Consider the following 13,748-nt stretch of genomic DNA (forward strand, 5'->3'; position numbering starts at 1 on the left):
GGCTACCGCCAGAACCTCTCGGACTCGTGGACCGCCTGGACCATGTCCTTGATCTCTTCGACGGAGCCTTGGACGAGCTCGAGCTCGGTGGCTGCCTTGGTTAGCTGCTCCTTTGCGACCTGCGGGTCGATGCCGCCCTTGTTCCTCACGAACATGGCGATGGTGTTCAGGGCCCTGACCGCCTGGTTGTAGTGGCGACCCCAGCGGATGAGCTCACGGTTGATGCGGCCCATGGTCTTCGCGTCGATGACGACGACGCGGCTGCCTGCGTCTATTGCGGCAAGCTCGTCGGGGTCCGATATGGGAAGCCTGAGGAGGGCGCGGATTGCCTCGGAGTTCGCTAGCTCCAGGGCCTCCGCTCTCTTGTCCAGGAGCTGCCTGTCCTCCTCTGTCATGCGGCAGCTCACGGTGCGCGTGTATTCGCCCATCGTTGTCTCCTTGCGTCTTTTAGGGGCCACGGGGGATCCCCCGTGAAGGGAGCGGCGACGGTGGAAGTCGTATTGCCGCTTCCGGTTGTCGGAGGTCGGGGAGGGTTTCCCGGATGCTGCTTTCATCCGGGGTGGAAGCGCCCCGACCCACCTCCGACACGAGTCATTGCGTTGTAATACGCAATGAGTTACTCGCTACGATTCGAATATGACGGGTTCTACCGAGCCCCATGGGCATCGGTGAGCCCTGAGACCGCATTCGCGGCCTGGCGGGCCAGCTCCGCGATACGGTCTATTGCCTCGGAGTCCGCCGCACTAGGGTTCTTGGGAAGGTTCGCGACGAAGCGGCGAAGCGCCTTCTCGGCGCTTACAAGCCGCTTGTCGGCGGCGGGCTCGGAGGCCGTCATCGAGGCGACCAGCTCGGTTGTCGCCGCCTTCGTTCTCGGCGACTCCGCCCATTTGTCGAACGCCGATCTCTGCGTCGCCTCTCCCGATCTTTCCAGCGCATCGATGGCCTTGGCGGACAGCTCGCCCGAGTCCGCGACCTCGCGCCACTCCGGGATGAGCTTTGCGACCTTGTCGGCCATGGCCTCCTCGCGCTTGATGGTCTTGCCGCTGACCTTGCGGCCGGTCATCTCCTCCACGATGCGCGCCTTGACGTCCTCGGTGCGCATGCCCGCGACGGTCGGGTCGGTGGCGCGCATCTGCTCGACCTGGATGCCCAGGGCCTTTGTCGCAGCGGCGCGCTCGGTGACGGTCAGCGCCCTCGTGAAGAAGTTCGCGGTATGGAGCAGGACGAGGGCCTGCTCGTCCGAGATGTCGGCGATGACCCTGCAGGGGAGCTTGGAATAGGAGGGACCCCGTTGGGCAAGCAGCCTGAATGCGGCCATCCTTCGATGGCCCGAGATCATCTGGAATCCCCCGCCCTGCAGCCTGCGCACCAGGGGAAGGTCCGTCAGGCCGTCTCGCTCGATTGACTCCGCGAGCCTCGCAATCCCCTCCTCGTCCATCGAGTACGCGACGTTGCCGGGATGCTCGCTGATGTCGTCGAGGGGAATCTCCTTCACGGGGAACCTGTTCGCGGTTTGTGCGCTGGCATCGAGAAGCCCGCTGATGCTGAACCCGTTGGCTACTTCCATGGCGCTCATGCCATCGCCTCCCACAACTCGTCCGCAAGGGCCTCGTAGTCCTTCGCCGGCCTGCTTCCGGGCTCGAACACGGACACGGGCTTCCACTGCCAACTTCCCTCGCAGACCTTCGAGGATGCGTGGATGACGTTGGCTAGCTGCTGATCCGGGAAGAACCTTTCCAGCACCGCCTCGCCGGTCTTCTCGGCATTGGTCATGCGGCCGGGCACGCAGGTGCGCAGGATCCTGAAGGTTGGCACCGGCATGCGGAGCGCGTCAGCGATCGCCTGGATGGCGTTTACCGTCAGTGCGGTTCCGCGCATGACGGTTGAGTCGAGCTTCACGGGGATGACCACCATGCCGGAGTCGGCTGCGGCAAGGTAGGCGTTGAAGGCCAGCCTCTTCATGGTCGGGCTGCAGTCGATGATGGCGACGTCGTAGTCCCCCGCGCAGTCGTCCAGCGCGAAGCGGAGCCTCTGCTCTCGCAGCATCAGCTCGTTCTGGTCGGTCAGCTCGATGATGGACGGGACGACGGAAAGGTTGGGAATCTCGGTCTCGTAGGCGACTTCGGAGACGGGGGCGTTCTCGTAGAGAAGCTGGATGGACGTCCTGCCGTCCGCGGCCGCGCGGTCGTAGAGGCCGAAGTAGTCGGTGGCGGATGCCTGGGGATCCAGGTCGATGAGCAGGACCCTCAGGCCTCGCGCCGCGTAGATAGCGGCGAGGTTAACGGCCGTGGTCGTCTTGCCCACCCCGCCCTTGTAGTTGCTCACTGCAAGGGTGCGCATGGGAAGCTCCTTCGCGTCTTGCAGCCCCGAGGTCGTGGAAGTGAGGGGCTGCGTATTCGGTTGGCTGGATGGGTTCCTTGAACGCAGTTTCCATCCTGTATTACCGATGGTATCACAAACTGATACGTTTTTGTATCAATTGAGTTAGCCAACGGCTAAGGTTTGTCAGTAGCGGATGGGGTTCAATTCGTGTAAGACTATGCCTGGAGTCAATTGCGGCATTGCGCCGTTTTCAGGAAGGTTGCTTGACTATGAAGGACTATTCCAAGCTGAACAACCAGTTCGTGCTCATCGACATGTACGAAGACCGCGAGGATTACGACATCGCAGCCGGCGTCGCCATCCCTGCCGAATGCGCCGAGGAGTTCGCAAGGGCTGTCGAGGAGCTTGCAGTCGAGAGGTTCGGCGGCGCGTCGTTCTCCGAGCTTCTGGACAACGACTTGGACGACGCGTCCATGGACGCATCCTCGAAGAAGAACTTCTCCGACCAGCTAGGCCGCGTCATCGCGGCCGCAGAGCGAATCATGAGGGAAGGCCGATAAAGCACGGAAGAGCCCCTCGGGCGAACCCGAGGGGCTCCCGGCCCTCCAGCGGGGGCCGGGATGGAGGTCGATTACTCGACCCCGCAGCTGAAGGCGTTGATGTGGTGCCTCAGGAGGGCCCTGTCGGCGCTCACGACCAACATGTCGATGATGTCGAAGCGGACCTGGATGTCGCCGTCGGGGCAGTTGCCCGCGAGCCAGGAAGCTGCCGCGATCTCAAGGTCGCTGCGCTTGACCTTGCCGCCCTCGAAGCCTCCCTCGCCGTACTCGGTGGCGGTGACGTCGATGAAGACCAGGGAGTCCTCGTCGCTGGCGATCAGGTCGATTGTGGTTCCCTCGGGGGAAGTCCAGCCGGTCTCGAGAAGCTCGAAGCCCTTGCGCTCGATGAAACGGGTTGCTGCCTTGACTGCCTTCTCCTGAAGTTCGAAATTGCTCATGATGACCTCCGTTTGTTCGTGGCCGGCCCCTTTGGCCTGCCTTGTGATCCGGAAGCCGCGCAGGTTCTGGCCGAAGGCAAGGAGTGAAGCGAAAACCCGGCAGGGCCCGAGTTTTGCGCAGCAAAAGTTTTTCGCGCCTTGCCTGACGAGCCTGGTTCTGAGCGAGTGTGGCGGAGTCAAGGAAGGCGAAGGAGGACGTCCCGGCATAGGGGTCTGCGCAATGAACTCAGGACGGTTGAATGGGCTACCCTGCTATGAGCGCGAATTCGAGCCGAAGGCAGTTGGGCCGAGCGAGGCAGCCAGAACGATTGTCCGCATGACGAAGACCTGGCATCATCGGCCATCGCAAAAGAAAGTGGTGATTCGAGAGTTGACAAGGTCGCGCGAAGAGCTTGCAACAGCATTCCGACTCGGCAACACAACCAGAGATGTTCCCCGCTTCTTCGTCGACCTGCACGTGAGCGCTAGGAGCGTTTGGCACCGCCATCCTTCAATGTGAGGCGATGTCGACCGATTCGTTCTCGGGAAGCCGATAGCCAGGACTGAACTGCACTCCGCGGTTTGCAACGATATGGGAATGAGGCCGATTGCCGTCAGCGGCGGCTGCCGCGCTCTTCGGCCTCTGCCGTAATCCACGGCTCTTCCTGCATGTACGCGTGCTGTGACAGCCATGCGCAGATAAGCGCGCCCACAGATGCGAGCCTATGGATGGCCGTGTGCCGCGAAGGAAGGGGCGTTTCAACTCGGAAAATGCCGTTAGCGTCATGTAGAGCCCTCCTAAGGGTTTCTAAGGAAAAGAATTATTTCCGGAGGCTGGGCAGAGGTTGCCTGTCTCATATCCGAGGCAATGGGCGTCAGAATTTAGTTGTAAAATACTATGTATTGCAAATGCAAGAGGAGTGATGCTTGATGGAATACATTGATCTTGTAAGAAGCAAAGCCGACGAAACGCAAGTACGACAATTTCTTTCCGAGGGAGATCAAGTAGCTATCACTATCAGACTTCCGAAGAATTTACGTGACTCTGCGAAGAAAGAAGCGGAGCTGCGGGGTACCACTTTCAGTTCGCTCCTTCGTGAATGCCTTGTAGATGAGTTGACGAAAGATCAGAAATAGGAGCAATCGTGAGCTATCAAACAGATGTGAAACGTCAAATCGATACAGTTTTCAGCATTGCCAACACCCTTCGTGGAACATATCAGCCGGACAAGTACCGTGACGTCATTATTCCAATGGTCATATTGAGACGTTTGGAATGCGCGCTCACTGCAACCAAGGATGATGTATGCGCCGCTTATGAAAAGAATGCTTCGACGCCCGAGGCGGTGCTCAAACGGAAGTCTGGCTACGCCTTCTACAACACGAGTCGGTACACTCTATCCAAACTGTTGGCTGATGCTCCGAACCTCAAGAAGAACATCAAAACCTACGTCAACGCGTTCTCTCCGAACATCAAGGAAATCTTTTCTGACCTTGACTTCGAAAAGAACGTGGACAAGATGGCAAAAGGGTCAAAGCTCACCGGCGTGGTGAGAAAGTTCTCCGAGCTTGACCTCAACCCGGAACACGTGAACAACGTTGCTATGGGATATATGTTCGAGGAGGTTATCAGAAGATTTTCCGAGAATGCTGAGGCTGGCGACCATTATACGCCACGCGAGGTTGTTCGCCTTGTCACCAAACTCGCGCTCGCGGAAGGTTGCGAGGACCTGGCGGAACCCGGGAAAGTTATCAAGGTCGGGGATTTCGCTTGCGGCACCGGAGGAATGCTCTCGGTCGCCAAGGAGCAGCTCGAAGAAACCTGTCCAAGCGCCACCATCTATCTCTACGGCCAAGAGGTAGTTCCGGATACCCATGCAGTCGCCCTCGCGGACATGCTCATCAAAGGGCAGCGCGCGGAGAACATCAAGCTTGCTGATACGATGAAAGAAGACTGTTTTCCCACGGAACGGATGCGCCTCGTGCTTATGAACCCTCCCTTTGGCCAGGCCTGGGGCGGGAACGATGCCGCCGACGGAGTGGAGAAGGCGGTTATCGCGGAGTCGAAGAAGCTGGATGGAAGATTCGGAGAAAACCGGCTCCCTGCAAAAAGCGACATGCAGCTGCTCTTCATGCAGCACGTCATACACAAACTCGACCCTGATGCAGGGCGCGCATGCGTCATCTCGAACGGCAGTCCGCTGTTCTCTGGCGGCACGTCCTCGGGAGAGAGCCAGACCAGACGCTGGCTTCTTGAAAACGACTACATCGAGGCGATCGTGGGTCTTCCCTGCGATCTGTTCTACAACACGGGCATCGGAATCTACATCTGGGTGCTCTCAAAGAACAAATCCGAGCGGCGTCGAGGGAAGGTGCAGCTTATAGACGCTACGGGCATGTGGGAGAAGATGCGCAAGTCGCTTGGCAACAAGCGCAAGATTGTCTCCGACAGCCAGATCGAAGAAATCGTCGAAGTCTACAAGTCCTTTAAGGAGGGCGAACTCTCGCATATCCTCCCATGTGAGGAGTTCCTCTACAAGGAGTATGCGGTGCGTCAGCCTTTGCAGCGCAGTTATCAGATTACCGATGAACGTATCGACGCGCTGTCCCAAGGGAAATTTAAGGAAGACTTTCACAATCCCGCGAAGGCGGAGGAGCTTTCGTTGATTGACGATGCCGATTTAACCGAGAAGCAAAAGAAGCAACGTGACTCCCTCGCAGAGGCAGAGCCCGTTTTTGAGCAGATGCTCTCGCTTCTGCGCGAGAATGTCATGGAAGAGGAGACTCTCGATTGGGAGGGATTCTCTAAGAAAGTGAAGGGCATCCTCGCAGAACTTCCCGACTACAAGGTGAAGGAGACTCCCGCGCAGCGCAAGGCCGTCATCGACAAGGTGGTCGATGCTATGAGCGTTATGGACAAGCGTGCGCCTATCCGTCATAAACGCGATGGCTCTATCGTGTATGACGATGCGACCAAAGACGTTGAGATCGTGAAGCTATCCGAGAACGTTGAGGACTATTGCGAACGCGAGGTCTACCCGTACGTTCCCGACGCACAGTGGTTCGACGAAGAAGATGAAAAGCACGTCAAGACAGGTGCGGAAATTCCTTTTACTCGATATTTCTACAAATATGAGGAACCTGAATCTTCTGAAAAGCTTCTCGAGGAGTTCAACGAACTGGAACATCAACTCAGGGAGTTGATGAACTGATGGAGGCTGTATATAGCGGGTGTTGGTTCATTGGTGACATCCCAGGAGATTGGAGAGTCGCCAGGCTAGATACATTGGCAAATCTATTTGGACGTATTGGCTGGCAAGGCCTTACAAGCGACGAGTACCAAGAAGAAGGCGCTTGGCTCGTTACTGGAACAGATTTCCATAAAGGTTCTGTGAACTGGGACTCTTGCGTGCATGTACCAGAACATCGCTGGGAGGAGGCAGTTCAGATTCAGCTTCAAGAGGGTGATTTGCTAATAACCAAAGACGGTACAATCGGCAAGCTTGCAATCATCGGCGAGCTTCCCGGCCATGCTTCTCTCAACAGCGGAGTTATGAGGATCGCTTCCAAGGCTGGCGAGTACGATACTCGATTCCTCTATTACGTTCTTCGATCGGAGGTTTTCCGATCTTGGTTTAAGGACATCAATGCAGGAGCTAGTACAATTCAGCATTTGTTCCAAGGTGATTTCAAGCATTTCCTCCTGCCGTTCCCAACTCTGGTGGAACAAGAACGAATCTCAGGCTTTCTGGACGTGCAAATATTTAACCTAGACGAAGAGGTTTCAATCCTTGAAAAACAGGCGGAGACGCTTGAGCGATACAAAGAGTCCCTCATCCACGAGGCGGTGACGAAGGGGCTAGACAAGACGGTCGGGACCAAGCCGAGCGGAGTCGAGTGGATTGGCGATATTCCTGAACACTGGTCTGCCGAGAGAATGAAGTACGTATGTGAAACCTCGAGTGGCACAACGCCGGATAGTGGAAATCTCGAATACTACGATGGCTCAATCAATTGGATACAGTCAGGCGATCTGTACAACATAGAGGTTCTCAACAAAACATCGACAAACGTTACGACCAAAGCGTTGGTGGAATGCAGTGCACTAAAAGTATACAAAGCACCGTTTGTTGTTGTAGCCATGTACGGAGCTTCTATAGGAAATTCTGCTCTGTCAATAATTGACGCATGCACAAACCAAGCTTGCTGCGCACTGGTTCCAGGCAAGCGTCTTGACTCAAGATTCCTTCGCTACGCTATAAATGCCGCTCAAGAGGATTTGAGATCGAAAGCTATTGGAGGAACGCAGCCAAACATCAGCCAGCAGCTTATTAAAAATGAACCGATTGCTGTGCCACCAATAAGCGAACAAAAGAGAATTGCCGATGCGCTTGATTCATGTTGTGCAAATATCAATAGCATTCTTGATATTAAGCGCAGGCAAATTGATGTCCTAAAGAGACGACGTGAGTCGCTGATTTACGAGTACGTCACAGGCAAACGCCGCGTTGAAGAGGAGGCATAGCCCATGGACGAAGTGTATCACTATCCCGAGGACTACTACGCTTTGGACTTCAGCAGTAAGTCCGTCGGCTCGGGAAACCCCCTCACCGAGCAAGAGTTCCAGCGTTACGTCATCGAGAAACTTGTTAATGGGAACGACTATGTCGAGAGAACGGCGAAAACCGATTATGACCCCGTGCATGCCATGGACATTGAGATGCTCTTCGCCTTCCTCGAGAAGACCCAGGCCGACAAGATGGACAAGCTCCACGCCATCTACAACGGCGGATCGAAGCAGACCGTCCTCGCGAAAATTTCCGACGCCATAGCAAAGGACGGGCTAGTCGCATGCGTCAGGAACGGCGTGCAGTTCGATTCCGGCATTGAACTGGATCTTGTTCACCCACGTCCCGCCGCTACATTCGACTTCGAAGCGAAGTCGCTCTACAACGAGAACAAGCTCTCGGTCATGGAGGAGGTCTACCACAAGGAGGACGAGAGGATAGACCTCGTCATCTTTTTGAACGGCCTGGCGATCTTCACCATAGAGCTGAAGTGCAGTACTTCTGGCACCGGGTGGGACTACCGCGAGGCTATCAGGCAGTACAAGGAGGACCGCGACTGCAAAACGCGCCTGCTTATGCCGAAGGTCGGCGCAGTAGCCCACTTCGCGATGGACCTCGACCAGGTGTGGATGTGCGCCGAACTGAAGGGTCTCGACTCGAAGTTCCTGCCCTTCAACCAGGGGGTGAGGCGAGGCGGAATGCAGCATGAGACCGAGGCCGGAAACCCCGTGCGCACAGACGGCCCATCCACGGCGTATATGTGGGAGGACGTGCTTACAAAGGACGCCGTGTTCGACTTGCTGTTTGATTTCGCTTACGTCAAGCGAGACAGGAAGACGAATAAGTCTAAGGACGCTAAGCCCATATTCCCACGATTCCAGCAGCTGAGGGCCGTCAGGAGGATCTCCTCTGACATCGTCAAGAACAAGACGCTGCGTGATTACCTCGTCGAGCACTCCGCGGGCTCGGGCAAGACCAATACCATCGGATGGCTCGCTCATAAACTCTCCTCGCTCTACGCCGAGGGAGAGGACGAACCTCTGTTCTCCAAAGTCCTCATCGTGACCGACCGTATTGTCGTCGACCGACAGCTCCAGGAAGCTGTCCTGGACATGGCGCGCGACCAGCACGTCGTCCGCGTGATCGACTCTGAAGGCAAGTCCGATGAGAACGGCGAGACCTCGAAGTCGGGAAAGCTCAAGCGCGCCCTCGCTGGCGGCCACAGGATAGTCGTGTGCACCATGGGGACGTTCCTCAATCTCGAGCCGGGTTCGTTCGACGGAACGGGAAGTCGCTTCGCCGTGCTTATCGACGAGGCCCACGGATCGACCTCCGGCCAGACCATGGCGTCGCTCAACGCGTCGCTCTCGGACATCGACGAGTCCGATTCCGCATTGGAGAAGATCTCCGACGTCGTAGCCGCAGACATCGCGCGTTCCGGAAGGCAGAAGAACGTGACCATCATCGGCTTCACAGCCACACCGACGGGCAGGACGCTCGATATGTTCGGCACGCTCAACACCGAAGGTAAGAAAGAGGCGTTCGACCTCTACTCCATGCGCCAGGCAATCGAGGAGGGGTTCATCCTCGATGTGACCTCGAACTACACCACGTACGATTCGTTCTGCAAGGTGGTCAAGTCGGTACCCGACGACCCCGAGCTGGAGACCTCATCCGCCAAAAGGCAGCTCGCGCATCTCATTGCGTGCGCAGACGGGACGATAAAGGGGAACCTCGCCGTCATGGTCGACCACTTCGTGTCTCAGGTTGCTGGCGAGCTCGGAGGCAAGGCTAAGGCTATGATCGTAACGTGGAGCCGTGAGGCTGCGGTGAGGTACCGCCTCGCTTACGATGAACTGCGCAGCGAGAACCTACAGAAGCTCGGGCGCTTCCAGGCGCTTGTCGCGTTCTCCGGCTCCATCACGGTAGATGGCGAGGAGTACACCGAAAGGAGCATGAACGGCGGCCTTGCCGAGGACAAGCTACCCGAGACGTTCGACGGCTCCGACTACAGGATTCTCATCGTAGCCGACAAATACCAGACGGGATTCGACCAGCCGAAGCTCTGCGCGATGTACGTTGACAAGAAGCTGCATGGACTCGCTGCGGTGCAGACGCTCTCGCGCCTCAACAGGATATGCGCACCGTACGAGAAGCGTCCGTTCGTGCTCGACTTCAAGAACTCCTACGAGGATATAGCGGAGGCGTTCGCCCCGTACTACGAGAACACAGTCTTGGACAACCCCTTGACTCTGTCTGATCTCAAGGAGACGGAACGTCACCTTCTCGAGCTGAGCGTGCTCGACGCAGACGACGTCCGGGAGTTCTATGGTCTGCTCGCCAAGAAGCGCCAAACCGCCGATGACAAGGGGCGCATGTGGGCGATCCTTGGATCGGCCAAATCACTCGTCCTCTCCATGGAGGAGGACGAGGCAGATAGAGCGCGCAGGGTGATCCGCCACTTCGTGCGTCAGTATGCCTTCTTGTCCATGTCGGCACCTTTCACTGACACACATATGCACATGGAGTACCGCTTCTGTCAGTTCCTCATTCGAGAACTCTCGACTGGCGGTCACGGTGATGGTATCGACATCACCGATAAGGTCACTCTGGAGGACTTCGACGTCCAGAAGAGAGCCGAGCACAAGGGTGAAGTTCTCGACCCGTCTCCGCAGGTGACTATCGCGCGCGGAATCGGAACAGGCCTCTCGAAGGACGTCATGGAGACCCTGTCGCAGATTGTCGCAGAGTGGAACGCCCGATACAGCAAGGCGTTCGACACCGAAATCGCCGCCGGATCCCTCATAGCGCTCAAAGGCTCCCTGGAGAAGAACGAGAAGGTGCGTCAGAGCGCGAAGGTCAACCCCAAGAGGAACTTCGCCAACACCATCGACGACGAGACCGAGCAAGCGCTGGTAGACAACTACTCGCAGAACGAGGACTGGTATTCGTTCCTTCTCGATAAACCTGAAGTGCGAAAGGATCTCGTGCACCTGCTCGTAGACGACCTGTACAACGGACTGTCGAGAGAACGATAACAATGTATTTGAGGCCTCTCGGAGACGAGATTGTCAACATCACGAGGCTCATGGCACACGAGAGAAGGAGTTGGGAATGCCAAAAAGGTCGCTAGGGGTAAAATCGCTACGATTTAGGCAAAAAGGCATAAAGCCAGAAGATGCTGAGTCGTATGCTCCGTCCGACTTGGATGGAGCCAATCTTCTAGATCTGTTCCACGACTGGGCCAGCAATGAGGAGAACATTCCCCTTATGGATAAGTCGTCAATCGACTGCCTCAAGATCTACTCTGTCAAGAAATTAGATTCCGAATCTCTCCTCATCGATGCGCTGACCGGAAAGCGAGGAGAAGAGGGGGAGCTTTTCGACCTTGCGAAACCCGACCCCGTCTTCCACATCACAGAAGAACAGGCACCTACGGCGCACACGAGGACCCTGCTTTACGTTCCTCGTAGAGGCGAGATAGCGCTCCTATTCTCTGAATACTGCCTCAGAGGAGCTTCAGGCGCGCGGATGCACAAACTATTCTCTAGTTATTTCTCGAAAGAGAACAAGCACATAAAGATGGATTCTGAGTCTGTTCTTGAAGGATCAGAATGGCTCGATCACGTTTCTGCGGTAAAGAATCTTGAAGTCAAGATTCACAGCGTCCCTCCTTCGGCTGCTGCTTCAATCAAGGCCGTTGGCAGTACGATTTCTCTAATTTGCCAACCGAAAAAGGGACAGAACATAGCATTGAACGTCCTGGATGACCTGAGAAAAAGAAGAGTCAAGCCAGGCGATGTATTGGGGTTCCCTGATTTTAATTCAGAAGATGCAGATGTCTTAGCCACTGTACAGGGCGAAGATAAGCGAACAAAGAAGATCAATGTATTCCAAGAGGACAGCGCTCCAAGATTTTACAGGACGTTGAGCGAAAACAACGAGCCTGAATTAAGCGATGACGAGTTTGTTTCCGAATGCCGGAAGTATGCTCAGGAGTTGTTGGCGGGGCTAGGGCAAGATGGGTCTTAGACAATGTTGAAAAACATGAAATCAATTATCTTCACCGATCATGGGATCAACTTCCTTGCGCTACTCCTTCTCGTACTTCTTCCTGTGATCGCTGCTGCCCTCATTGCATACTGCGGATGCGTGGTCTTAGACAGGTCGCTGGCAATGACCTTTGTCTCAATAGTTACAGCGATAATGTGCACAACTTCGGTTTTGGTTTTTCAGATACGCACTACGGCTTTCCAGGAAGATAAGAGACTTGTCGAAAGAGACAAGCTTGCTATCAATGAGGCATTTACCTTAAATATTTGGGCAATTGCAACCGGTCTCGTTTTGGCGATTCTTCTTATCATCCCTGACTTCTCCTCGGGAAGCTATATTAGCGAGACTTCAATCTACGCAGTTGTAATTGCTTTCCTTCTGCTGCATTTTCTTGGAGCAATATGTATCTTCCTCCAACGGTTCTTCTGGTCTTTCGAGAGAATCGCTACGAAAAAGCCTCGCTAATTACTTGAGAGGTCCTTCCAAAGTGTGTACCGATCGGGGGTAAGCTCGTGATCGTCGAACTCTCCGCGCGTGCGGTACCGGCGCTCAGGCACACCACGAGCTCGATTTCCTCGTCTTCCTCAAGATCTTCAGGAAGCGTCAACGCGTAGATGCCGTCGACCTTTACGGGCTGATGTCGAAGGCTCCTCCATGTCAAACAGAACATGGATGGCCTCGACTACGCCTCGCCCCAATCCGCCTCGGGCACCGACATGCTAACATCGAGGGCTAGCGCGATCTCCTCGATTATGGGCTCTCGCTTCACGGCGAAGACCTGGGTTGACATGATCTGCGGCGCGCATTCTATGGTTTACGAGCTCGATCCAGTCGTTTTCCATAAGTTCGTCCCTGAGGGCTCGGATTTCCCGGAAGGTATTTCTCATGGAAGGAAAGCGACTATTGCTTCAAAGTTGGCGAGGGAATCTACTTCAATCCTGGAAGTTCAACTTTGGGAGAAAATCGAAACGCTAAAGATCATTTTTGAGATAGCGGGCATTGACCGCTGAAAGCTTCTGATTGAGCTGTACGAGTCGAAGATCGGGGATCCATCGTAGCTACTAGGGGGGTGCAGAGCTTCACTACTTTGCCCTCCCCTGAAATATACTGTTCATGTGGCCATTAGTTGCTGCTTGCAGTTTGCCGTGACCCACGAAAACGCCTCGGATGACACGAAATACCGTGACCCAAATTTGACCCCATGGATTTTCGGCAATTTTTGAGACTGGGTGTAAATGGGACAAACTGGAGCAAACTGCGACAAACTGGGACAAACTGGAGAGATTTTTTAACTATTGAGTGGGAGTAAGCCGATAGGGCTTTGACCTGCACTTTTGAGTACCGCACTGTGCCGCTGAGTTTCGTTTCGTACGAGAGTCACGGCAAAGCCGCCAGCGACATTGGTGAGTAAATACGGTAATCGAGCCTCCGTTCCCGTGTTGGAACGGAGGCTTTTTCTTTGCCTTTTTACTCCCTTTTACCTGCGATTTCGCCATTTACTCCCCATATTTCAAGATTGCAAAGTACGGGGCGGTATTCGGGGGAATGGGAGTAAGGATTTATCCCAAGTGAGTAGGCGCTCGGTTTTTGTCCCCGAGGGCGAAACTGGGTTGTTTCGGGGCCCGTGAAACTCAAATCGAACTCAACGGGCATTTTTACGGTCTCCGTACGGCGTTTCCCCAGGTGGTTAATGGGGAGTAAAGATAGCTTTTATTTTTAGGAAATCACGAGATAAAAGTTTCGGGTTTCACGACGATTGTTTCGCCTCATAAGCAAAGGCGCCGACCACCTCCAACGGATGGCCTAACTTAGTCATTGCTTCGGTAATC

11 protein-coding genes are annotated in these 13,748 nt (G+C 55.3%); 7 read left to right on the plus strand and 4 right to left on the minus strand.

Going from position 1 to position 13,748, the window contains the following annotated elements:
• Window positions 1-2: 2 nt before the first annotated feature.
• The 3 genes from DMP05_RS04170 to DMP05_RS04180 all read right to left on the minus strand — a co-directional run bounded on the left by DMP05_RS04170 (window position 3) and on the right by DMP05_RS04180 (window position 2,340).
• Window positions 3-428 carry a ribbon-helix-helix domain-containing protein gene (locus DMP05_RS04170; protein WP_123219291.1) on the minus strand — a complete coding sequence of 142 codons (426 nt, stop codon included), beginning with the start codon at window positions 426-428 and terminating at the stop codon, window positions 3-5.
• 218 nt (window positions 429-646) lie between these two features.
• Window positions 647-1,576: a ParB/RepB/Spo0J family partition protein gene (locus DMP05_RS04175; protein WP_123219292.1), complete on the minus strand. Its 930-nt coding sequence runs from the start codon at window positions 1,574-1,576 to the stop codon at window positions 647-649.
• Window positions 1,573-2,340, minus strand: coding sequence for a ParA family protein (locus DMP05_RS04180; RefSeq protein WP_123219293.1), 768 nt, complete (start codon window positions 2,338-2,340; stop codon window positions 1,573-1,575). Before DMP05_RS04180 ends, DMP05_RS04175 begins: the two co-directional genes overlap by 4 nt.
• A 251-nt stretch (window positions 2,341-2,591) precedes the next feature.
• Here DMP05_RS04180 and DMP05_RS04185 point away from each other — a divergent pair, with 251 nt between their 5' ends.
• Window positions 2,592-2,882: a hypothetical protein gene (locus DMP05_RS04185; RefSeq protein WP_123219294.1), complete on the plus strand. Its 291-nt coding sequence runs from the start codon at window positions 2,592-2,594 to the stop codon at window positions 2,880-2,882.
• A gap of 71 nt (window positions 2,883-2,953) precedes the next feature.
• On the opposite strand, the gene DMP05_RS04190 is transcribed toward DMP05_RS04185, so the two are convergent.
• A complete protein-coding gene (locus tag DMP05_RS04190) occupies window positions 2,954-3,319 on the minus strand; it encodes a YraN family protein (RefSeq protein ID WP_123219295.1) in 366 nt (121 codons plus the stop codon).
• A gap of 909 nt (window positions 3,320-4,228) precedes the next feature.
• On the opposite strand from DMP05_RS04190, the gene DMP05_RS04195 reads away from it, so the two are divergent.
• From DMP05_RS04195 to DMP05_RS04220, 6 genes are all read left to right on the plus strand, one after another.
• A complete protein-coding gene (locus tag DMP05_RS04195) occupies window positions 4,229-4,435 on the plus strand; it encodes a hypothetical protein (protein ID WP_123219296.1) in 207 nt (68 codons plus the stop codon).
• Between the two features lie 8 nt (window positions 4,436-4,443).
• Window positions 4,444-6,510 carry a type I restriction-modification system subunit M gene (locus DMP05_RS04200; protein WP_211326853.1) on the plus strand — a complete coding sequence of 689 codons (2,067 nt, stop codon included), beginning with the start codon at window positions 4,444-4,446 and terminating at the stop codon, window positions 6,508-6,510.
• Window positions 6,510-7,823, plus strand: a complete 1,314-nt coding sequence (locus DMP05_RS04205) for a restriction endonuclease subunit S (RefSeq protein WP_123219298.1) — start codon at window positions 6,510-6,512, stop codon at window positions 7,821-7,823. The genes DMP05_RS04200 and DMP05_RS04205 overlap by 1 nt, the downstream gene beginning before the upstream one ends.
• 3 nt (window positions 7,824-7,826) lie before the next feature.
• Window positions 7,827-10,904, plus strand: a complete 3,078-nt coding sequence (locus DMP05_RS04210; protein WP_123219299.1) for a type I restriction enzyme subunit R domain-containing protein — start codon at window positions 7,827-7,829, stop codon at window positions 10,902-10,904.
• Between the two features lie 76 nt (window positions 10,905-10,980).
• Window positions 10,981-11,898 (plus strand): hypothetical protein, encoded by a 918-nt coding sequence (locus DMP05_RS04215; protein WP_123219300.1) that lies wholly within the window; start codon window positions 10,981-10,983, stop codon window positions 11,896-11,898.
• Between the two features lie 3 nt (window positions 11,899-11,901).
• Window positions 11,902-12,384, plus strand: a complete 483-nt coding sequence (locus tag DMP05_RS04220; RefSeq protein WP_123219301.1) for a hypothetical protein — start codon at window positions 11,902-11,904, stop codon at window positions 12,382-12,384.
• Window positions 12,385-13,748: the final 1,364 nt, after the last annotated feature.

The sequence above is a fragment of the Slackia isoflavoniconvertens genome (genome assembly GCF_003725955.1).
GTDB lineage: Bacteria > Actinomycetota > Coriobacteriia > Coriobacteriales > Eggerthellaceae > Slackia > Slackia isoflavoniconvertens.